The sequence below is a fragment of the Streptomyces sp. H27-C3 genome (assembly GCF_030063415.1).
In the GTDB taxonomy this organism is placed as follows: domain Bacteria; phylum Actinomycetota; class Actinomycetes; order Streptomycetales; family Streptomycetaceae; genus Streptomyces.
Genome location: NZ_JASITA010000009.1, coordinates 1 through 21,029, shown reverse-complemented (window position 1 = coordinate 21,029; position 21,029 = coordinate 1). Strand labels below are relative to the sequence as shown.

General features: G+C 70.3%; 21 protein-coding genes. 6 read left to right on the top strand and 15 right to left on the bottom strand.

Annotation, left to right across the window (positions count from 1 at the left end):
• Nucleotides 1-123: 123 nt before the first annotated feature.
• Nucleotides 124-696: a PPA1309 family protein gene (locus QMK30_RS10905; protein WP_283517199.1), complete on the top strand. Its 573-nt coding sequence runs from the start codon at nucleotides 124-126 to the stop codon at nucleotides 694-696.
• A gap of 48 nt (nucleotides 697-744) precedes the next feature.
• On the opposite strand, the gene QMK30_RS10900 is transcribed toward QMK30_RS10905, so the two are convergent.
• The 3 genes from QMK30_RS10900 to QMK30_RS10890 all read right to left on the bottom strand — a co-directional run bounded on the left by QMK30_RS10900 (nucleotide 745) and on the right by QMK30_RS10890 (nucleotide 4,037).
• The gene (locus QMK30_RS10900) at nucleotides 745-1,833 is read right to left on the bottom strand and encodes a YlbL family protein (protein WP_283517197.1); all 1,089 of its coding nucleotides are present in this window, start codon (nucleotides 1,831-1,833) and stop codon (nucleotides 745-747) included.
• A gap of 455 nt (nucleotides 1,834-2,288) precedes the next feature.
• The gene (locus tag QMK30_RS10895) at nucleotides 2,289-2,756 is read right to left on the bottom strand and encodes a molybdenum cofactor biosynthesis protein MoaE (protein WP_283517195.1); all 468 of its coding nucleotides are present in this window, start codon (nucleotides 2,754-2,756) and stop codon (nucleotides 2,289-2,291) included.
• A gap of 171 nt (nucleotides 2,757-2,927) precedes the next feature.
• Nucleotides 2,928-4,037 (bottom strand): SDR family oxidoreductase, encoded by a 1,110-nt coding sequence (locus QMK30_RS10890; protein ID WP_283517194.1) that lies wholly within the window; start codon nucleotides 4,035-4,037, stop codon nucleotides 2,928-2,930.
• A gap of 193 nt (nucleotides 4,038-4,230) precedes the next feature.
• On the opposite strand from QMK30_RS10890, the gene QMK30_RS10885 reads away from it, so the two are divergent.
• A complete protein-coding gene (locus QMK30_RS10885; protein WP_283517193.1) occupies nucleotides 4,231-5,700 on the top strand; it encodes a zinc-dependent metalloprotease in 1,470 nt (489 codons plus the stop codon).
• Nucleotides 5,697-6,242 (top strand): NUDIX hydrolase, encoded by a 546-nt coding sequence (locus tag QMK30_RS10880; protein ID WP_283517192.1) that lies wholly within the window; start codon nucleotides 5,697-5,699, stop codon nucleotides 6,240-6,242. Before QMK30_RS10885 ends, QMK30_RS10880 begins: the two co-directional genes overlap by 4 nt.
• A 280-nt stretch (nucleotides 6,243-6,522) precedes the next feature.
• Here the strand turns inward: QMK30_RS10880 and QMK30_RS10875 are convergent, their stop codons facing one another.
• From QMK30_RS10875 to QMK30_RS10860, 4 genes are all read right to left on the bottom strand, one after another.
• On the bottom strand, nucleotides 6,523-7,278 hold the full coding sequence (locus QMK30_RS10875) for an AIM24 family protein (RefSeq protein WP_283517191.1): 756 nt from the start codon (nucleotides 7,276-7,278) through the stop codon (nucleotides 6,523-6,525).
• A gap of 19 nt (nucleotides 7,279-7,297) precedes the next feature.
• Nucleotides 7,298-7,978, bottom strand: a complete 681-nt coding sequence (locus QMK30_RS10870) for an AIM24 family protein (protein ID WP_283517190.1) — start codon at nucleotides 7,976-7,978, stop codon at nucleotides 7,298-7,300.
• An 11-nt stretch (nucleotides 7,979-7,989) separates the two neighbouring features.
• Nucleotides 7,990-9,546, bottom strand: a complete 1,557-nt coding sequence (locus tag QMK30_RS10865; protein WP_283517188.1) for a TerD family protein — start codon at nucleotides 9,544-9,546, stop codon at nucleotides 7,990-7,992.
• Between the two features lie 108 nt (nucleotides 9,547-9,654).
• Nucleotides 9,655-10,278 carry a M48 metallopeptidase family protein gene (locus QMK30_RS10860; RefSeq protein ID WP_283517186.1) on the bottom strand — a complete coding sequence of 208 codons (624 nt, stop codon included), beginning with the start codon at nucleotides 10,276-10,278 and terminating at the stop codon, nucleotides 9,655-9,657.
• Between the two features lie 328 nt (nucleotides 10,279-10,606).
• Between QMK30_RS10860 and QMK30_RS10855 the strand changes: the two genes are divergently transcribed.
• Nucleotides 10,607-11,752: a ThiF family adenylyltransferase gene (locus QMK30_RS10855; RefSeq protein ID WP_283517184.1), complete on the top strand. Its 1,146-nt coding sequence runs from the start codon at nucleotides 10,607-10,609 to the stop codon at nucleotides 11,750-11,752.
• A gap of 65 nt (nucleotides 11,753-11,817) precedes the next feature.
• Nucleotides 11,818-13,245 carry an ABC1 kinase family protein gene (locus QMK30_RS10850; RefSeq protein WP_283517182.1) on the top strand — a complete coding sequence of 476 codons (1,428 nt, stop codon included), beginning with the start codon at nucleotides 11,818-11,820 and terminating at the stop codon, nucleotides 13,243-13,245.
• Nucleotides 13,246-13,291: 46 nt separating this feature from the next.
• Here QMK30_RS10850 and QMK30_RS10845 read toward each other — a convergent pair whose 3' ends face one another.
• From QMK30_RS10845 to QMK30_RS10825, 5 genes are all read right to left on the bottom strand, one after another.
• Entirely contained in the window at nucleotides 13,292-13,492 is a 201-nt protein-coding gene (locus QMK30_RS10845; protein ID WP_283517180.1) for a hypothetical protein, read from the bottom strand.
• Nucleotides 13,493-13,621: 129 nt separating this feature from the next.
• Nucleotides 13,622-13,981 carry a putative WhiB-interacting protein gene (locus QMK30_RS10840; protein ID WP_283517178.1) on the bottom strand — a complete coding sequence of 120 codons (360 nt, stop codon included), beginning with the start codon at nucleotides 13,979-13,981 and terminating at the stop codon, nucleotides 13,622-13,624.
• Nucleotides 13,978-14,346 carry a WhiB family transcriptional regulator gene (locus QMK30_RS10835; protein WP_283517177.1) on the bottom strand — a complete coding sequence of 123 codons (369 nt, stop codon included), beginning with the start codon at nucleotides 14,344-14,346 and terminating at the stop codon, nucleotides 13,978-13,980. The genes QMK30_RS10840 and QMK30_RS10835 overlap by 4 nt, the downstream gene beginning before the upstream one ends.
• 158 nt (nucleotides 14,347-14,504) lie before the next feature.
• Nucleotides 14,505-14,819, bottom strand: a complete 315-nt coding sequence (locus tag QMK30_RS10830) for a hypothetical protein (RefSeq protein ID WP_283517175.1) — start codon at nucleotides 14,817-14,819, stop codon at nucleotides 14,505-14,507.
• A 179-nt stretch (nucleotides 14,820-14,998) separates the two neighbouring features.
• Nucleotides 14,999-17,200: an ATP-dependent DNA helicase UvrD2 gene (locus tag QMK30_RS10825; RefSeq protein WP_283517174.1), complete on the bottom strand. Its 2,202-nt coding sequence runs from the start codon at nucleotides 17,198-17,200 to the stop codon at nucleotides 14,999-15,001.
• 173 nt (nucleotides 17,201-17,373) lie between these two features.
• Between QMK30_RS10825 and QMK30_RS10820 the strand changes: the two genes are divergently transcribed.
• Entirely contained in the window at nucleotides 17,374-17,628 is a 255-nt protein-coding gene (locus QMK30_RS10820) for a glutaredoxin domain-containing protein (protein ID WP_283517171.1), read from the top strand.
• Between the two features lie 138 nt (nucleotides 17,629-17,766).
• On the opposite strand, the gene nudC is transcribed toward QMK30_RS10820, so the two are convergent.
• From nudC to QMK30_RS10805, 3 genes are all read right to left on the bottom strand, one after another.
• Nucleotides 17,767-18,720 carry an NAD(+) diphosphatase gene (gene nudC, locus QMK30_RS10815; protein WP_283517170.1) on the bottom strand — a complete coding sequence of 318 codons (954 nt, stop codon included), beginning with the start codon at nucleotides 18,718-18,720 and terminating at the stop codon, nucleotides 17,767-17,769.
• Between the two features lie 112 nt (nucleotides 18,721-18,832).
• Entirely contained in the window at nucleotides 18,833-20,233 is a 1,401-nt protein-coding gene (locus tag QMK30_RS10810; protein ID WP_283517168.1) for a dipeptidase, read from the bottom strand.
• A gap of 10 nt (nucleotides 20,234-20,243) precedes the next feature.
• Nucleotides 20,244-21,029: PD-(D/E)XK nuclease family protein (locus QMK30_RS10805; RefSeq protein ID WP_283517167.1), on the bottom strand; the 786-nt coding region annotated here is incomplete at its 5' end.

Below are 21,029 nucleotides of genomic sequence, written 5' to 3'. Positions count from 1 at the left end.
AAAGCCAAGGTGCGCACCTCGAAGTTCGCTGTTGTGGTATTAGGGCTCCGCGATCGTAGAGCCCCCTTATGCAACTTACTGAAGCTTTACTCAGTTCCCGCTTTGGGGGCCGAAGGAGGCAGGATGTTGGGCATGTCCAATGTTTCCCCCTCCGCCTCCGGTACTCCGATGGCCGCGAGCCCCCTCACCCGCGCCGTACTCGAAATCGACGACTACTCCGCCGGACTCGGCTGGGACCAGCCGGCCAGGCTCTTCGCTCTGGTCGACACGGCCCGGCTGCGCGCCCAGGAGCCGGGCCTCGCGGCCCAGCTCGGCCTCGACGACAGCGAGTCGACGGCCACCCTCACCCCTGTCGAGCAGGACGAGATTCCCGCGACGACCCCCCTCGACGAGTTCCTCGGCACGGTCGCCTGGCCCGACGCGGTGGTCGGCTGCGCGCTGACGGTGGAGCGGCTGATGCTGCCGCCGTCCGCGGAGACCGCCGTGCCGAAGGGGCTGAACGAGTCCCAACTGGCCAAGTGGGTCGCCGAGCACCCCGACCGCCAGGAGGTCCGGATGACCGTCGCCGTGCTGCGTGACGGGGCACGCGAGTCGGCGCTGCGGCTGCGCGAGAAGGACTCCGCGACCGAGGTCCTCACCGGCTCCACCCTGGTCCCGGGTCTCGCCGAGGCCCTGGCCGCCACCTTCGAGGCGTAACTCCGCCGGCTCTCCTGCGCTCCCTGCTCCATCGGGGGACACGGCCGATCAGCCCGTCGTGCACTGCGGCAGGCCGGCCGTGTTCCCCCTGCCGATCTTCTCCAGCGACTTCTTCGCGTCGTCGATCGTCTTGACCCTCACCAGCGTGAGGCCCTCGGGGATGTCCGCGGCGGCCGAGGCGCAGTTCTCGTCGGGCGTCAGGAAGAATTCGGCGCCGGCCTGTCGTGCGCCGACGGTCTTCATCTCGATGCCGCCGATCGGGCCGACCTTGCCCGTCTCGTCGATCGTGCCGGTGCCCGCCACGAACTTTCCGCCGGTCAGATCCTTGGGCGTGAGCTTGTCGACAATGCCGAGGGAAAACATCAGGCCCGCGCTCGGGCCGCCCACGTCCGCCAACTTGATGTCGATGGTGAACGGGAACGCGTGGTCGGGACCGGCCTTGATGCCGACGATCGCGCGGTCTTCGCCGGGTGCCTTCTCCGTGGTGATGGTGATGTCCTCGCTGCCCTCGGGCTGCTTGCCGGCCTTCTCGGCGGCGGCGGCCTCCTTGGCCGGGACGATCGTGAAGACGACCTTCTCGCCGGGCTTGTGCTGGGTGACGAGCCCGGCCACGTCCTTGGGATCCTTGACGGCCGTGCCGTCCACCGACTTGATGACATCGCCCGCGTGCAGCTTGCCCTCGGCCGGGGTGTCCTTCAGGACGGTGGCGACGACCACGCGGGTCTGCACCGGGATGCTCAGTTCCCGCAGGGCCGCCGTTTTGGCGCTCTCCTGGGACTGGCTGAATTCCTCGGCGTTCTCCTGAGTGGACTGCTCTTCGGTCTTGCCGTCCGGATAGAGCGTGTTGTGCGGCACCACGACACTGTCGTGCGCCAGCCAGCCGTAGACCGCCTCGACGAGATTCATTTTGTAGTCGGCGCCGGTGACCCTGACCGTCGTCATATTGAGATGGCCGGTCGTCTCATATGTCTTGCGCCCGGAGATCTGCAGGACGGGCTCGCCTCCGACGTCTCCGAGCGTGTTCACCGTGGGGCCGGGCGACATCTCCGAGTAGGGGACTTTGATGAATACCCCCACGCACAGGAGCGCGATCAGGATGAGCGTGGAGGCGAGCATCGTCGCAGTGCGGCGTGGCATGGAACGACAGTACGGGACGGGTCTGTCAGTACACCGCTGGGGCCGGTCCGTACGGGGCACCGGGCTCGGGCAGACGGCGGGAGCCGCGTCAGAGTGCGTCGGAACCGGAGTGGGATCTCTCCATCGCCTCACGGAACCGGGTGTAACCGGCGAGCTCGGAGATATCGCCGGTCGTACGATTACGCGCTGCCCAACTGCCCCATATCGCAGCACCGACGGCAGCGAAAAGCGGAATCAGCAACCACGCGAGTGCTGCCATCCCGACCTCCCGACCCCAAGAGCGACCGCAACCGACCGATCAGCGAAAACCGACCGATCAGCAGATTAACCATCCGCTGCTCCAACGCTCACGGCAGGGGTCGAGTTACGCAAATCGGGGCGGATGGGTGGTCACAGGGTTTCAGCGGGCCTTCACCCGCCCCGGCGTCGCCCGACCGCCGCCTCGGACGACGGCGTTACGCGCCGACCCACTCGTCCGTACCGTCCGAGAAAGTCTGGTGTTTCCAGATCGGCACCTCGTGCTTGAGGTCGTCGATCAGCTGCCGGCAGGCGTCGAAGGCCTCACCACGGTGCGGGCAGGACACCGCGACGACCACCGCGAGATCCCCCACCGCCAGATCGCCCACACGGTGGACGGCGGCCAGCGCCCTCACCGGGAAGTCCGCGACGACCTTCTCGGCCACCCGGCGCATTTCCGCCTCGGCCGTGGGATGACAGGAATAGCCGAGCTTGTCGACGTCGGCGCCGGAGTCGTGGTTGCGCACGGTGCCGACGAAGAGCGCCGTGCCGCCTGCGGCCTCGTCCCCCACCGCCCTGAAGATCTCGTCGACGGACAGCGGGGTGTCGCGAACCGCCAGCAGCCGGATGGGGTCCTGGGCCGCCTGCTCGCCCGGGTGGGACTGAGTACCTGTGGTGCCTGCCATGGCGCCCATCGTGCCGTACCGCGCCGACAATGCGGAATAGCGCTTTCGACCTGCGGTACGGGTCCCCCGTATGGAGGGTCCTACAGGCCGCAGGAGGAACCCGGACACGGCTGCGGGGCCCTGGATACCGCTGGATACCGCTTGCCGTGTCCAGGGCGCGGCCGGCGGGCCCTAGATGCGGCGCCGTGCCTTGCGGGCGCGGCGCACCAGGGCCGCCGTGCCCAGCAGCGCGACCGTGGCACCGGCCGCGCCGGCCGCGGTGGCGTCCTTGCGGCCGAGTCGGCGGCCCGCGACGGTGTGCCGTCCCGCGACCTCCGCCAGCAGCTCGGTGAGGACCTCCTCATTGGTCCACCGGGGCCGCCAGCCCGCTTCGTGGAGCCTGCTGACGCTCACCACCCAGGGGTACATCGTGTACGCCAGATCGCCCGCGGGAGAGGGCGTGAGGCCGATCCGGTGCAGCCGGGCCGCGGCGCCCAGGGCGACCGCGGACGGCAGCTCCATGCGGCGGATGCCGCTCAGCTCCTCGACCTCCTCCTGCTCCAGCCAGCCGTCGCAGCCGACAGCCAGCTCGCCCTCGACCTTCTCCAGAGCGGCGTACTCCAGGGCGCTGACCAGGTCGTCGACGTGGCAGAACTGCCAGGTGGGGCGGGATTTCGCGACGACGAGCAGGCGGGGCGACTCGAAGTAGCGGGTGAGCGCGGTGTCGGTGCCGCCCACCAGGACGGCGGGCCGCACCACCGTGACGTTCAGACCGGGGTGCGCACGGGGCGCGCGGCGGCCGAGGCGTTCGATCTCCAGGAGATCGCCCACACCGGTGGCCTCCGCGGTGGCGCGCAGTTCGGCGTCCTCGGAAAGCGGGACGTCATTGTCGGGCAGGGCGCCGTAGACCATCGCGGACGTGCACAGCACGACCCGGTGGACACCGGCGGCCGCCGCTGCGGTGAGGACGGTCTGGGTCCCCCGCACGTTGTACGCCGTACGGGCGGCCGGGTCGGATTCCAGGTCGAGATCGAGCGCGAGGTGCACGACGACATCGGCGCCGCGCAGTTTCTCCGCGATGGCCGGGTCGCGCACATCCAGGATGTGCCACTGCGCCTCGGTCACCTCGCCCCGGCGCTCGTCGATGGCGATGACCTGCTTGATCTCTTCCGACGCGGCCAGCCGCCGGGTGAGCAGCGCACCGATGCCCGAAGCGGCACCCGTGACCGCGACCACGGGACCGCGGGCAGCCGGGGTTGAGCGGTTTCGCGCTGCGCGAACCTGACGATCTGGGGAACTCACGGGGCGTCTCCAGCGGTTGTCTTCAGTACGTACACGCGGTAGCGCGTACGTACCAGGTGGCGTCCATCCTGCCGCAGGCCATGCGTCGGCGGAGCATCGAGCCCACATCACTGGCTCTGGTGTCTACGCTGGGTGGTGATGTCGGGCAGTCGCCGTCGGCCGGAGCCGGCGGCCCAATGAGCCGAGGAAACCCGTGAGTGACTCCCCATTCGGATTCGGCCTTCCGCCGGAGGACGGCGACGATGGCAAGAAGAAGGGCAGCGAGGGCAGTGGCGAGGGTGGCCGGAATCCAGCGGATCCATTCGGCTCGCTGACAGGCGGCGCGGGCGGCGAAAATCCGTTCGCGGCGATGTTCGGCTCGCTCAACCCGAATGATCTCGGTGCGGCGTTCCAGCAGCTGGGCCAGATGCTCAGCTACGAGGGCGGTCCCGTGAACTGGGACATGGCCAAGGACATCGCACGCCAGACCGTCGCGCAGGGCACCGCCGACGGCACCAAGGACGCCAGCGTGAGCCCCGGCGAGCGGTCCGCGGTCGAGGAGGCCGTGCGGCTGGCCGACCTGTGGCTGGACGGTGTGACGTCCCTGCCGTCCGGCGCGAGCACGTCGGTGGCGTGGAGCCGCGCCGAGTGGGTCGAGGCGACCCTGCCCGCGTGGAAGCAGCTGGTGGACCCGGTCGCCGAGCGCGTCGGCGCCGCGATGGGCGACGTACTGCCCGAGGAGATGCAGGCCATGGCCGGCCCGCTGCTCGGGATGATGCGCTCCATGGGCGGGGCGATGTTCGGCCAGCAGATCGGGCAGGCCGTGGGTGTGCTGGCGGGCGAGGTGGTCGGGTCGACCGACATCGGGCTGCCGCTCGGCCCGGCGGGCAAGGCCGCGCTGCTCCCGGTGAACATCGAGGCCTTCGGCAAGGACCTTGGCGTCGGCAAGGACGAGGTGCGGCTGTATCTCGCCCTGCGCGAGGCCGCCCACCAGCGTCTCTTCGCGCATGTGCCGTGGCTGCGCTCTCATCTGTTCGGCGCGGTCGAGGGGTACGCACGCGGGATCACGGTCGACACCTCGAAGCTGGAGGACGTCGTCGGCCGGCTGGACCCGGAGCACCCCGAGCAGCTGCAGGAGGCGCTCCAGCAGGGCATGTTCCAGCCGGAGGACACCCCGGCGCAGAAGGCGGCGCTGGCCCGTCTGGAGACGGCCCTGGCGCTGGTGGAGGGTTGGGTGGACGCGGTGGTGCACGAGGCCGCCAAGCCCCGGCTCACCTCGGCGGACGCGCTGCGCGAGACGCTGCGCAGGCGCCGGGCCTCCGGTGGTCCCGCCGAGCAGACCTTCGCGACGCTCATCGGCCTTCAGCTGCGGCCGCGCCGGCTGCGGGACGCCTCGCGGCTGTGGGCCTCGCTCACCGACGCGCGCGGCCTCGACGGTCGCGACGCACTGTGGGAGCACCCGGACATGCTGCCGACGGGAGACGACCTGGACGACCCGGACGGGTTCGTGCACCGCGAGCAGCTGGACTTCTCCGAGCTCGACAAGATGCTCGGCGATGCGGCAGGCGGAAAGCCGACCTTGAAGAAGGACGGCGAAGCCGCCACGGGCGACGCCGAGCCTGGCGATGCCAAGCCGGGCGGCGCAGCCGGAGCGGCCGAAGAAGAGGGCGACACCGACAAGTGAGCCTGTACGACGACGCGGTCCTCGTGCTGACGGGCTACGAGGACCGGCAGCAGGGTCAGGAGCAGCTGCGCCAGGCCTATCTGGAGCACTTGGCGGCGCATCCGGACGGGATGTGGAAGACCTGCGGGGCCGGGCACGTCACGGCGAGCGCGCTGGTCGTCGACCCGTCGCGCGGGCGGGTCCTGCTGACGCTGCACAGGAAGCTGCGGATGTGGCTCCAGATGGGCGGGCACTGCGAGCCGGGCGACCCGGCCCTCGCCGAAGCCGCGCTGCGGGAGGCCACCGAGGAGTCGGGGATCGCCGGACTGACGCTGCTGCCGGTGGGCCCGGTGCGGCTGGACCGGCACCCGATTCCGGCGCCCTGCAACTGGCATCTGGATGTGCAGTACGCCGCACTGGCGCCCGATGGCGCGGTGGAGGCGGTCAGCGAGGAGTCGCTGGACCTGCGCTGGTTCACCTACGACGAGGTGGCCGGCGTGGCCGATGACTCGGTCGTACGCCTGGTGAAGAGCACGCTCGCGGCGCTCCGGCCGACGTCGTGAACGGATCTTGAGCAGACCGTGCGTACGTGAGCCGACGTGAGTAACGACCTCGGGAGCAATGGAGCGTGGATCAGCGAGCGGCGTCCTGCGGCTTCGCGTCCAAGGCGGAGGAGGGAGGCGACGCGGAGCGTCGTCGACCGACGACAACGCCGAAGTCGGAGGCGGAGTCGGAGGCGCAGGGCGTCGGGAGCCCGCGCGCCATCGCCCCCGAGGTCGTAAGGGGCGACCTCCCTGGAGGTCGCCCCTTACTCACGTCGGCTCACGATGATCTGCCGTGCTGTCAGTTCCAGGCGTTGTTCTGGTTCTGACTGTGCGCGCCCTGCTGGCCCACGCCGAACTGCGCCGCGACGCCCTCGCCGATCTGCGCGTTCTGCGGCGGCATCACCTCGCTGGGCTGCACGAGCGCGAAGCCCTGCCCGAGGAAGCTGAGCTCCCAGCCCTCGCCGGTGTTGCCGCGCCTGCGCCGGATACCCGAGGAGTGCGTCTGGGCCTGCATCTGCACCCGCAGCGAGCTGGACCAGGCGACGATCGCGTCGGCGTCGGCGTTGACGTACTTGTCGGGCGTGACCTGCAGCATCAGGGGCTGGCCTGAGGTCATCAGCGCGACCTTGCCCTGCCCGGAGATGTTGAGCTGGTACTTGCCCGAGCCCGAGATGCCGTACTGACTGTCCACGGCGATGACTTCGGTGTGCAGCGCCGAGTCCAGGGCGAGGACATAGCTGCTGTCCACCGTCATGCCGTCGCGGTCGACGTCCACCACGTGGACGTACTGCGCGAGGTTGGCGAAGTAGACGGTGCCCTGACCCGAGCAGCGCATCAGGTCGAGGCCCTCACCCGTGCGGACGCGGGCCTGGCGCTGGTTGTTCGACTGGTACTCGCCGTCGAAATCCATCAGCCCCTGGTACGCGACCATGGAGCCCTTGCGAGCGAGGACATCGTCCTGACCGGTGAGCGAGACCCGCAGAAGCTGCGGATTCTGCACGGTGTACCGGTCCTGGGACTGCTGTTCCGTGTGGCTGAAAAGTGGACTCTGCATGGTGTGTTCCCGCTCCCCCTCAGCCCCGGACCCGTAGGCGGTCGGTGCTGTCCTCACTCGGCTGTACGACGACCATGCCCTGGCCGGAGAAGGCCATCTGGTACGCCTCACCGCTCCCTCGGCCGATCAGGGAGGAGGCCTTGAAGCTGCGCTTCCCCTTCACCTTGAGGTTCGGCGACCAGGCGACGAGGGCGTCCGGGTCGACATAGGTCTCGTCCTCACCACTGCCGCAGTCCACGACGATCGGGGTACCGCGCGAGGTCACCGCGACCCAGCCGGTGCCCGCGATCTGAACGTTCCACAGGCCCTGTCCGGCGAACTTGGCCAGGCCCTTGACCCGCTCCACGCCCCACTGGAGGTGGGCGTCGAAGGCCAGCAGGTTGGTGCCGTTGACCGACAGCGAGTCGTTGTTGAGGTTGATCACAACGACGTCCGCGCCGTAGTCGGCGAGGTAGAGCAGGCCGTCACCGGCGCACTTCATGATCGGCGCGCCTTCGCCGGAGACCCACTGGGAGGCGGCCTGGCGTACGCCGGGCGGGTTCGGCTCGTACTGGATGAAGCCCTCGTACGCCACCATGGAGCCGGTGCGCGCGTAAAGGTCCTGGCCGCCGGCCATGGCGACCTTGAGCATCGCACGACCGTGATTTTCCATCCGGGCCGCGATCGGTGTCGGGGCGAAGCCCGCGAGTTGCTGGTTCATGACGGGCTCCCTCAGACCTCGTAGGGCTGGACGACGATGAAGTTTCCGGGGGCGCCCCGGAACTGGAGATTGATGGTCTCTCCGCTGTGGCCGGGATAGGCGTTGCGGCGCAGGCGCACCTGGCTGGAGAGGATCACCTGGGACGCGGAGGACCACGCGACGACGGCGTTGGCGTCGGCGAAGGTGGTCGGTGTGACGGGCAGGACCACCGGAACGCCGTGCGTCTTGACGACGACCGTGCCCGAGCCCTGGAACTGCATGGTGAACAGGGCTCCGCCGGGAAGGCCGTGACCCTCGATGCGTCGGATCTCGTACTGCAGCGACTCGTCGAAGGCGAGGACGTTCTCCGCGGAGACGCAGATACCGTCGCCCTGGAGCTCGATGGGGTGCAGATTCGCGCCCTCTTCGGCGAGGAAGACCTGGCCGCGGCCGGAGCAGCGCATCAGCTGCATTTCCTGGCCGGTCGCGTTACCGGCGAGCCGGCCCGCGAAGCCCGCGCCCTTGTGGCTGAAGTCGACCTTGCCCTGGTACATCACCATGCTGCCCTGGCGGGCCAGGATCGGTGTACCGCCCATGCCGAGCTCGACCCGGATGAGCTGCTGGTTCTGCGGGGTCCAGCGCTGGCCCGTGGGTGCCTCGCGGTACGGCTGGAGGGCGGCCGCGAGACCGGCTCCGCCCTGCGGGACACCTTGGGGCACGCCCTGGGGCGCGCCTTGCGGCTGTCCGAGGGGCGCGCTCTGGCCGTAGGGGGCTGGCGCGCCCGGCGGCTGGGCCTGGCCCGGGATCTGGCCGAACTGCGGCTGCTGGGGCGGCTGTCCGTCCGGAGCGGCCGGCGGCACGGCGCCACCTTGCGGGTGCATCGGCGCGGAATGCATCTGCGGGGCGGCGGGTGCCGGAGCCTGCGGCGGGGCGAAGCTCTGCGCCTGGGCAGGAGCGGGGGCCCGTGCCGGGGGCGCGCCGAAGGACGGTGCGGGCTGCTGTGCCTGGGGCGGCGGGGCGAAGGACGGAGCCCCGGCCGGTGGCTGCGCGGCCGGCTCTTCCTCGGCCACCTCGCCGCCGAAGTTCTTCAGGAGGGCGTCGAGCCCGCCGTCGAATCCCTGGCCGACAGCGGCGAACCGCCAGACGTCCTTGAGGTAGAAGTCGCCCAGCATCACCGCACGCTCGGTGCTGAACTGCGAGCCGGTGAAGGCGTACCTGACGACCTCTTCGCCGCCCGCGACGATCCGGATATACCCCGGCCCGACCTGCGACATCTGACCCGCGCCGTCGATCGTGGCGGTGAAGGAGAGCTTGTGGATGTTCGCCGGAATGCGGTCGAGAGTGACGCGGAAGGACTCGGTGTCACCGGACTGCGGGCCGAGCTGCTGGATGGATTCCTCGGGCGACTTCGGCTGGTTGAAGAAGATGAAGTACCGGTCGTCCGAGAGCTGCTCGTTGACGTCGAGGCCGAAGCAGCTGATGTCGAAGGTCAGTCCGGGCCCAGCGATCTGCACACCTACGTACAGATCCGTTCCCGCTGTGAGGTCACTGATCTTGGCCTTGTGGCCGCTTTGGAATTCCCTGGCCATGCGTAACGACCGTCCCCCAGTCCCGAATGTAAATGCGTCGCGTCAGGCTAACCGCAAACGCCGACATCCGGCCAAGCCGGTACACACTCGGTACAGAATCACCGGGTGTCACTCACCGCGTGCGCCCGGCAAGTGCGGCAACCGGTCGGCGGCCACCACCCCTTCAAGATATCCACGGGCCCGCTCGGTACGCGGATACGCCTCCAGGAGCCGCCAGAAGCGCGGGCCGTGGCCCGGTACGAGCAGGTGGGCCAGCTCATGGACGAGCACATAGTCGACGACGTACTCCGGCATGCCCTGCAGGCGGTGCGAGAGCCGGATGCTGCCCTCTGCCGGGGTGCACGATCCCCATCGGGTGTTCTGATTGGTCACCCAGCGTACGGAGCTGGGAAGCGCCCTGCCGTCGAAGTACAGGCCCGACAAGCGCTGCGCGCGCTCGGCGAGTTCGGCGTCCCCGAACACGCGTTTGTTCTCCTGGGCAGCGAGTTTGTCGAGCATGACCGTCACCCAACGTTGCTCTTCCGCCTCCGACATCCGGGCGGGAATGAGCACGATCGTGCGATCGCCCTCCCGGTACGCGGAGACCGTTCTGCTACGTCTCGCGCTCCTGCGCACCTCGACCGCGCTCGGCCGCAAGCCGGTGGGTGGCTGATTCGGCGCGCCGCGCTGCGGACTACCGGCGCTCTGCAGTGGGGTCTCCCCCGCGAAGCGAGGGGACGGGTCGGCGGACACGCCCCGACGTTACCCGCTGTCAGCGGCGGAAGTCCCGCCTCAGGATGAGTCGAACGCGATCCGCTCCCTGAAGTGCACCATTTGAACGACAAACATCCCGGGCCTGTGGACAACTTTCCGCACGGTTCGACCGCCCCGTGCATTCTGGATCCGAGAACGGATCTCGCGACGGATCCAGTGACGGACTGGGGACGGGCTCGGGACCGATCTCGTAGGGGATCTCTGGTGGATCTCCTGGTGGATCTGCTGACGGCTCTCGTGGCTCGGGCGACAGCTCGTGGGGGGATTCGCGTAATCGATCTTGGAAGACCGACGGGGGGCGGCAGATATGCATCCGGTGGTGAAGCCCGCGCTGCGGCGCGCATGGCGGGACCGGCAGACCGTGCAATTCGGGATGACATCCGCGCACGCGGTGACAGTGGGGCCGGTGGACACGGCGACGGGGAGTTTCCTCGCGCTGCTGGACGGGACACGGGGCCTCCCGCTGCTGCGCGAGGAGGCCCGGGCGATGGGCCTGCCGGACGGGCGGGTGGACGAGCTGGTGGCGCGGCTGTCGGCGGCGGGGCTGATCGACGACGCCACGGGCGGTGGCCCCGGGGCGGACGCGCTGCGGTCGCGCACCGAGGTGCGCGACCGGCTCCGTCCCGATCTGGCATCGCTCTCGGTGATCCATCCGGCGCCGGGCGGTGGAGCGCAGCGGCTGGCGGCGCGGCGGGCCATACGGGTTCAGGTGAGGGGCGCCGGGCGGGTCGGCGCGACGATCGCCTCGGTACTGGCCGCCGGGGGTGTCGGGCGTGTCGAGGTGCTGGACGGCGGGTGTGTTGAGCCGTGGGACGTGGCGCCGGGCGGGCTGCCTGCCCAGTCCGTCGGCGACCGGCGGGACGTGGCTGCCCGGCAACTGGTGCGCCGGTCGGCGCCCGACCGGCCGCCGCGGGCGACGGAGTCCGGCGGGTCCAGCGCCGGGGGCGAGCCGGGGCTCTCGCTCGTGATCGTCGCTCCGAGGGACGGCTCCGCGGCATACGCCCCCGATCCGGTCGCCGCCGAGCCCTGGCTGCGTTCGGGGACTCCCCACCTGTATGCGGGGGTGGTCGAGGGGACAGGCGTGGTGGGGCCGCTCGTGCTGCCGGGCGGGAGTGCGTGCGCGGGCTGCATGGCGCTGGGGCGGGCGGAGCGCGATCCCGGATGGCTCCGGATGCTGGCGCAGTGGGGCTCCGGACGCCCCGGGCCCGTACCGGCGTGCGACATCGCCCTGGCGACCTCGGTGGCGGGGCTGGCCGCGGCCCACGCCCTGTCCTTCCTGGACGGTGAACTGCCGGCGACCACGGGGGTGCGGTGGGAGGCCGCGCTGCCGTTGCTGGACTGGAGACGGGAGCGGATGTTGCCGCACTCCGACTGTTCCTGCGGTGCGAGTGGGCACACTGAGGGGGAGTACACCTCGGGGGCCGCCGAGCGACAGGACACAATGGCCGGATAACCGCGACCGTGCAGGCAACGCCGCAAGGCACACACGGCGCGGGTGTCTGGGTTTTGGAGGGGCGCATGTCTGATCTTCCCCGGAAGGCGGTCACCCGTACCGCCAAGCTGGCAGCACTGCCGCTGGGCTTCGCGGGCCGGGCCACCTGGGGGCTCGGCAAGCGGATCGGCGGCAGATCCGCCGAGATCGTGGGGCGTGAGCTCCAGCAGCGTACGGCCGACCAGCTGTTCAAGGTGCTCGGTGAGCTCAAGGGCGGTGCCATGAAGTTCGGGCAGGCGCTGTCCGTCTTCGAGTCCGCACTGCCCGAGGAGGTCGCCGGCCCCTACCGGGCAGCGCTGACCAAGCTCCAGGAAGCCGCCCCGCCGATGCCGACCCGCACCGTCCACGCGGTGCTGGCCGAGCGGCTCGGAGAGGACTGGCTCGATCTGTTCCAGGAATTCGAGAACAAGCCGTCGGCCGCCGCCTCGATCGGCCAGGTGCACCGGGCGGTGTGGCACGACGGGCGTGAGGTCGCGGTCAAGGTGCAGTATCCGGGAGCCGGCGAGGCCTTGCTCTCCGACCTGAATCAACTGAGCCGTTTCGCCTGGCTGCTGGGTCCGATGATCCCGGGCATGGACATCAAGCCGCTGATCTCCGAGCTGCGTGACCGGGTGTCGGAAGAGCTGGACTACGAGCTGGAGGCGCAGGCCCAGCGGGAACACGCCCTGGAGTTCGCGACCGACCCGGACGTGGTGGTGCCCGATGTGGTGCACCAGAGCGACCAGGTGCTGGTGACCGAGTGGATCGACGGCATTCCGCTGGCCGACGTGATCACAGACGGTACGACCGAGCAGCGCGACAGGGCCGGGCAGTTGCTGGCCCGCTTCCTCTTCTCCGGTCCGGCCCGCACCGGACTGCTGCACGCGGACCCGCATCCGGGCAACTTCCGTCTGCTGCCCGTGGAGGACGACGACGGCGAGGAGGGCGAGGCCGAGAAATGGCGGCTCGGGGTGCTGGACTTCGGGACCGTGGACCGGCTGCCCGGCGGACTGCCCGACACGGTCGGCAAGTCACTGCGCATGACGATCGACGGCGAGGCCGAGGCGGTGTATGAGCTGCTGCGCGAGGAGGGGTTCGTCAAGGAGTCGATCGATCTCGACCCGGATGCGGTGCTGGACTATCTGCTGCCGATCATCGAGCCGGCGCAGGCCTCGGAGTTCACATTCAGCCGGGGATGGATGCGCAGTCAGGCGGCGCGGGTGGCCGATATCCGCTCCCCCGCACACCAGTTGGGCAAGCAGCTCAATCTGCCGCCCGCCTACCTGCTGATACACCGGGTGACTTTGAGCACGATCGGGGTGCTCTGCCAGCTGGGTGCGACGGTGCGGCTGCGGGACGAGCTGGAGGAGTGGCTGCCCGGGTTCCTCCCCCGACCGGAGGACAGCGGAGGCACTGAAGTGGGTGCCGAGAGCGCGGAGGGTGAGGAAGACGGGGTGGCGGCGGCCGGGACCTAGGGGCCTGTCCGGCGGATCGGGGCCGGACAGGTGCTAGGGGCGATGGTCACCACCAGGGCGAATCGAGCCGCCCCTCGATGGCTCTGAGGTTGGCGCGCGAGCAGTCGTCGCAGAAGTAGTGACGGCTGCCGTTCTCCACGGAGCAGGTCCAGGTCGGTGGGATGCCCTGGGAGACCGCGCCGCAGCGGGAGCACACCAGGTGCTCGGCACCAGGCTGTGCTGCGGGGCGAGAGGTCTGCTGGTCCACCCCGTGACGATATCCCCGTCCCGGGGCGGTTGCGGGGACAACGCACCGTGGGGGCCGGTCCGTTCGGACCGGCCCCCACAAAGAGCTGATTGCTGCTGGTGCCTGCTGGCTGCTTTCGGTGCCGGGCTTCTACTGCATGACCGCCATGGCCAGAGCGCGGCGGGCGCGCAGTGCGGTGCGCTCGGCACGGCGCTGCATCCGCTGGGCGGCGACCAGGCGCACGGCCCGGCGTTCCGCCTCGGCTTCACGCAGCAGTTCGTGCATATGAGCACGAGCCAGGGCTTCTGGGATGAGTTGCATTTCGCGGGTCCTGTTCTGGCTTGAGTCGTTCGCGCCAATGGTGGTGACGGCGGGGGTCGCGGACCCGAAGGGCTCGCTGGTGAGAGAGGTCATCGGGGCCTGCTTCTTGGGATCGTGCGTATGGGGTCGGTCGATGGTGCCGGTGCGGTTCAGGGGCTTCAGCGCAGTCCCCCAAGAAATGTTGGTCATGCTGCGACCGGGTTCTTGCGCGGACGGCCACGCGGACGCTTGCGGGCGACCACGACGCCCTGGACGAAGAGCTCGCCACCCCAGACACCCCAGGGCTCGCGGCGCTCCTTGGCACCGGCGAGGCAGGCCTCGACCAGCGGGCAGGTGCGGCAGAGCGACTTGGCGTACTCGACGTCGGCCGGGGACTCGGCGAAGAAGACCTCCGGGTCGAAGGAACGGCAGGGGACTGGTACGCCGAGGTTCTCGATGGCGTCGTCGAGCGCGGTGAGCGCAGTGAGGGGAGTCAAGGCGGGGTCCTCCGTGAGACCGGGCGGGGAGATCGTTTGGGAAGGCGGTACGGACGGGGCGTGCGCTTCGAGTTGCACGGTGGTTTTTTCCTCGTCTGGTTGTTCCGGCCTGTTGGCCGGATGGCGTCTGCTGTCCCGGGGCCCCTTCGCTTCGTCTCGCCCGTTCGGGCAAAACAAAAGGGCCGCGGATCCCGGGTGGGGTTCCGCGGCCCTGAAGGCGCCTGCCTGATGGTGAATCAGGCTGGATCACTCCAGGGTTCAGGCCCACGGAAGGCCCACATCGTGTGGTGCTGCGTCGTCTGCTTCTTGAATCCGGCACCGGCCGCCGCAGAGGCATAGGCATGCGCCTGCGCGACTGCTACTGCTGCTTCCGGTGCCTCGGTCGGTCGCTCATTGCGCTCCCGGACGGGGAGATCAGCCAGGACCAGAACGGCCGGGCTGAGGACCGCGGGGCTGAAGGCAGCAATGCCGGACAGACCCGTACCACGGAGCGAGGAGCCGAGCGGGCAGGTGGCGACGACCGAGTGATCGGTCACTTTGGTGGAAGTCATGAAGCTGGTCACTGGGCTCGCCTCCCTCGGCGTCTCGGGGACCTCGGCCGGAGCCGGATCCCATGTGTGTGGATAAGTACAGCACGGGCACAGGGCTTCGGAGAAGCCCTTGTTTCCGTGGTTAAGAACCTATGGGGATTCCTGGGGCATGCGCAAACTATTTTCTCGACGAATTTTGATCAATCCTCCTCGTGTGCTCCTCCAAGCTCCTGACCTGCGCAGAGAGCCAGCACATCGGCTCCGAACCGCTCCAGTTTCCGGGCGCCGACTCCGGAGATCATGGCCAGTGCTCCGTCGTCGCCCGGCACCGCCTCGGCGATCGCCATCAGCGTCTTGTCGGTGAAGACACAGAAGGCGGGCTGCCCCAGCTCCTCGGCCTGGCCCGCGCGCCAGTCGCGGAGCCGCTCATGCAGCGCCTCGTCGATGTCCGACGGGCAGTCCTCGCAGCGCATCAGCTTCACCTCGCCGGCCTCGGTGAGTGTCTTCGCACACACCCGGCACCTGACCTGCCCCCGCCGCCTCCGCTTGGCACCGGCGCCGGTGCCCGTGCTGCCTGCTGCGGCACCGTGCTCGACGCCTCCGGCGCCCCCCGCGCCGCGGCCGGCCGGAGCCCCGGAGCCGGGGCGCAGGCCGCTCAGGAACCTGCTCGGGCGGCGGGAGGCCCGGCCGCCGGGCGAGCGGGACAGCGCCCAGGACAAGCTCAGGTGCACCCTGGCACGCGTGACACCGACGTACAGCAGCCGTCGTTCCTCCTCGACCTGCTCGTCGGTCTTCGCGTAGGTGATCGGCATCATGCCCTCGGTGAGGCCGACCAGGAACACGGCGTCCCACTCCAGGCCCTTCGCCGAGTGCAGCGAGGCCAGGGTGACGCCCTGGATGGTGGGTGCGTGCTGGGCTGCCGCGCGCTCGTCGAGCTCCGTGACGAGGTCGGAGAGGGTCGCGGTCTGCTTGGCCTTGGTGTAGTCCTCCGCGAGCCGCACCAGGGCGGCCAGCGACTCCCAGCGGTCCCGGACGGCGCCGGAGCCCGCCGGGGGTTCGGTCGTCCAGCCCTTGGTGCTCAGCACCGCCCGGACCTGGGAGGGCAGGTCGTCGGCGTCGTCGAGCAGCGAGTCGTTGCCACCGGCGCGCGCCGCGCCGCGCAGCGCGATGCCCGCCTCCCTAACCTCCTGGCGCTCGAAGAACCGCTCCGCGCCCCGCAGCTGGTACGGCACACCCGCGTCGGCCAGAGCCTGCTCGTACACCTCCGACTGGGCGTTGATGCGGTAGAGCACGGCGATCTCGCCGGCCGGGACGCCCGCGTTGACGAGGTCACGGATGCGGCGGGCGGTGCCCTCGGCCTCGGCGGGCTCGTCCGCGTACTCCGGGTAGACCGGGTTGGGGCCCGCCTCGCGCTGGGAGATGAGCTCCAGACGGTGCTCGGCGGCCCGGCCGCGGGCCTGGTTCAGCAGGCCGTTGGCCAGGTGGACGACCTGCGGGGTCGAGCGGTAGTCGCGGACCAGCTTCACCACGGTGGCGTTCGGGTGGTGGGTGCGGAAGTTCAGCAGGTGGTCGGGGGTGGCGCCGGTGAAAGAGTAGATCGTCTGGCTGGCGTCGCCGACGACGCACAGGCTGTCGCGGTCGCCGAGCCACAGCTCCAGCAGCCGCTGCTGGAGCGGACTCACGTCCTGGTACTCGTCCACCACGAAGTGCTGGTACTGACTGCGCACATGGTCGGCGATGTCCTGCCGGTCCTGGAGGATGCCGACGGTCAGCAGCAGCACATCCTCGAAGTCGATCATGCTCCGGTCGCGCTTGAGCTGCTCGTACAGTCCGTAGATCTGGGAGATCTCGGCCGGGTTCCTGGGGGCGTCGCGGCTGGACTTGGCTACCGCGGCGGGATAGTCGCTGGGGACGGTCTGGGTGACCTTGGCCCACTCGATCTCGCCCGTCACGTCCCGCAGCTCGTTGCGGTCGAGCCGGATGCGGCAGCGCGCGGCGGCCTCGGCGACCAGTTGGACCTTGCGCTCGACCAGCCGCGGCATGTCGCCGCCGACTGCTTTCGGCCAGAAGTACTGGAGCTGGCGCAGCGCGGCGGAGTGGAATGTCCGGGCCTGGACACCGCCCGCGCCGAGCTGGCGCAGCCGCCCGCGCATCTCGCCGGCGGCGCGGTTGGTAAAGGTGACGGCCAGCACACTGTTGGGCTGGATGATTCCGGCGCGCACGCCGTACGCGATGCGGTGGGTGATCGCGCGGGTCTTGCCCGTACCGGCTCCGGCCAGCACGCACACCGGGCCGTGCAGGGCCGTCGCGACCGCGCGCTGCTCGGGGTCGAGTCCTTCGAGCACCGCGTCCGCCGACTCGGGGGCCTGCGGGAAAAGGGAGGAGTGCGTTGCTGCTGTCACCCCGCCATGCTGCCAGGTCGCGAGAGGTGGACGCGGCAGTTGTCCACAGGGGACGAGCAGTGGTCGTACTAATCACGCGGTAGTCGTAGCCATACGGGAATGGTGACCGGGTCGCGTACGTTCGAGTCACTGGGAGCACGGATCCCCCAGCGAACCAGAGGAGCGCCAAAGACATGCCGGGCACTGTGACGATGTACAGCACCACGTGGTGCGGCTACTGCCGTCGGCTGAAGAGCCAGATGGACCGCGAGGGCATCGCGTACAACGAGATCAACATCGAGCACGACCCGGAGTCCGCGGCCTTCGTCGAGAAGGCGAACGGTGGAAACCAGACCGTCCCGACGGTCCTCGTGGTTCCCACCTCCGGAGCGGAGTCGGTCATGAGCAACCCGAGCCTCGCGCAGGTCAAGCAGGCGCTGGGCGTCTGACGACCCCTGATACCCATACCCATAGCCGTACGCACGAAGGGCGCCCCCCGCGACGCACATCGCGGGGGGCGTTTCGCATGCGCCGACGCCCTGTGCACGAGCCCTTCGTGCGAGTCCCGCGTACGGGCCTGCGTGCGGCTACCCGTTGAGCGGCTTCGGCAGGGGCTTGCCGTACCAGATCTCGACCAGGCGGGCGGCAATCGAGATACCGAGCAGGGGCAGGAGTTCCCCGGACTCGATCGCGGTCCGCAGGTCGTCCCGGGAGAACCAGCGCGCCTCCTGGATCTCCTCGCCGTCCACGGTGATCTCCGAGGACGTCGCGCGGGCCATGAAGCCCAGCATCAGGCTGGACGGGAACGGCCACGGCTGGCTGGCGATGTACTCGACCCGGCCGACCGTGACGCCCGCCTCCTCGAAGACCTCACGGGCCACGGACTGCTCGATCGACTCGCCGGGCTCGACGAAGCCCGCGAGGGTCGAGAACCGGCCTTCCGGCCAGTGCACCTGACGACCGAGGAGCGCGCGGTCGTGCTCATCGGTGACGAGCATGATCACAGCGGGGTCGGTGCGCGGGTAGTGCTCCGCGCCGCAGGCCTGGCAGCGGCGGATGTGGCCCGCCGCCGCGATGACCGTGCGCTCGCCACAGCGTGAACAGAAGCGGTGCAGGCGCTGCCAGTTCTCCAGGGCGACGGCGTGGACCATCAGGGCCGCGTCGCGGGGGGACAGCAGCAGCCCGGCCTCGCGCAGGCCCGCGGGGCGCGCGGACTGGTCCATGCGCCCCGGCAGAGTGTCCTTCTGCAGGGCGAAGTAGCTGACACCCCCCTCGTCCGTACCCAGGAAATAGCGGTGCGTCTCGGTGACCGGCGCTTCGAAGGCCGGGGTCATGACCAGCTCGGTGTGCCCGTCCGGTGTGTCGTCGATCAGGACCTGACCGCCGGAGACGACGAAGACGCGGGTCGTGGGATGGCTCCAGGCCGCGGCCAGCCAGGCCTCGTCGAGGCGGTGGTGTGCGGCGCGGTCGAGACCGCTCGGGGCGGCGAGGCCGATCGACCGCTCCCCGGTCGGGCCCGTCTGGTCGTTCGAAGTGCTCACAGGTGTTTCCAACTCCCCCGGATGGATTGGGTGGTTCGGCAGGCAGGCTGGTCGATGCGCGGCTTCACCACTCCATCGGCACGAGACCGCACGGGTAGAGGGCTTCCCGGCTTCAGGAGGGGCGCCAGTTCGCCGCGAGGTCGGCCCACAGGTGCGCGGTGGTCTCGACGCCCTTGAGAAGAAGGTCGAGCTCGACCTTCTCGTTGGGCGCGTGCCAGCCGTCGGACGGTACGGAGATACCCAGGAAGAGCACGGGTGCACCGAGTACGTCCTGGAGGTCGGCGGCGGGGCCCGAGCCGCCCTCCCGGGTGAACAGGATCTCCTGGCCGAAGGCGCGGCCCATGGCCCGTACGACGGACTGCAGGGCGGGGTGGTCCAGCGGCGTCAGGCACGGCCGGGTGGCGGCGCCGAAGGTGATCTCGTGGCGGATGCCGGCCGGGACGCGGGAGGCGATCCAGTCCCGTACGGACTGCTCGATCTTGTTCGGGTCCTGGCCCGCGACCAGCCGGAAAGACAGCTTCAGCTGGGCGGACGACGGGACGATCGTCTTCCCGCCGGGGCCCTGATAGCCACCGCCGATGCCGTTCAGCTCGGCGGTCGGGCGGGCCCAGACGCGCTCCAGGGTGGAGTAGCCGGCCTCGCCGAGCGAGGCCCGGGACTTGGCCGTACGGAGCCACTGGGCCTCGTCGAAGGGGAGCGCGGCGAACAGCTCGCGCTCCCGGTCGGTGAGCTCCGTCACGCCGTCGTAAAAGCCGGGGATGGTGACGCGCTCGTCGGCGTCGTGGAGAGCCGCGACGAGGCGGGCGGCGACGGTGGCCGGGTTGGGGACGGCGCCGCCGAAGGAACCGGAGTGGATGTCCTGCTCGGGGCCGTACAGCTCGATCTCGCAGTCGGCGACGCCGCGCATGCCGGTGCAGACGGTGGGGGTCTCCGCCGACCACATGCCGGTGTCGGAGACGATCACCGCGTCGGCGGTGAGGCGCTCGGCGCGCTGCTCGACGAGGGCGCGGAAGTGCGGGGAGCCGGACTCCTCCTCGCCCTCGATCAGGAGCTTGAGGTTCACGGCGGGGGCGGTGCGGCCGGTGGCGGCGAGGTGGGCCCGTACGCCCAGGGTGTGGAAGAACACCTGCCCCTTGTCGTCGGCGGCGCCGCGTCCGTACATCCGGCCTTCGATGATCTCCGGCTCGAAGGGGTCGGTGTGCCAGCCGTCCTCGCGGGCGGCGGGCTGCACGTCGTGGTGTCCGTAGACGAGCACGGTGGGGGCGGCCGGGTCGCCGCTCGGCCACTCGGCGAAGACCGCGGGGGCGCCGTCCGTGGGCCAGATCTCGGTAACCGGGAAGCCGGTCTCCTTGAGCTTCACGGACAGCCAGTCGGCGCTGCGCCGTACGTCCGCGTCGTGGTCGGGCTGCGCCGACACGGACGGGATGCGCAGCCAGTCGGCGAGGTCGCCGAGGAAGGCCGCGCGGTGCTTTTCGATGTACGTACGGACGACGCTGTCCGGGGTCTCGCTCATGATGCCGAGCCTAACCGGCCGCCGGACCCGGCTCGTCCAGCAGGATCCGTTCGAGCTCGACCCGGCCCGGCAGCCGGGCTGGTCGGACGACTTCGCCGCTGCGCACGTAGAGGAAGGCGGCGCTCACGGAGTCGAGCGGGAGGTCGTACTGCTCGGCCCAGGCGAGCCGGTAGAGGGCGAGCTGAAGGGGGTCGGCGCTGCGGGTGCGGCTGGTCTTCCAGTCGACGATCTCGTACGCGCCGGTGTCGTCGTCGCGGTACACGGCGTCTATGCGGCCCCTGATGACCCGGCCCGCGAGGGTGAGGTGGAAGGGGGCCTCGATGCGGTGCGGGGTGCGGTGGGCGTACGCCGTGTGCTCGAACGCCTCCTTGAGGGCGGCCAGGTCGCGCTCGTCCGCGACCTCCGCCTCGCTCCCGTCGCCGCCGGGCAGCTCGTCGGGGCCGAGCATGGGCAGGGGCAGCTCTTCGAAGCGGGCCTCCACCCAGGCGTGGAAGCGGGTACCCCGGCGGGCCGCGGGCTGCGGGGGGCGTGGCATGGGGCGGGCCAGTTCCTGGGCGAAGCCGTCGGGGTCGGCGGCGAGCCGCACGAGCTGGGAGGCGGACAGGGCGGGCGGCACGTGAACGTCACGGGTGGTGGCGCGGGCGCGGCGGAGCTCGCCGGCGAGGGCGTCGAGGTCGCGGTCCCAGGAGGCGACGGCGCGGCCCTCTTCGGGGGTGAGCCGGGCGGCTCCTTCCGCCCGGCGGGCCGACTGGGCCGGCAGGTGTGCGGCTTCGTCCGGGTCGGCGGGGTGGGGCCC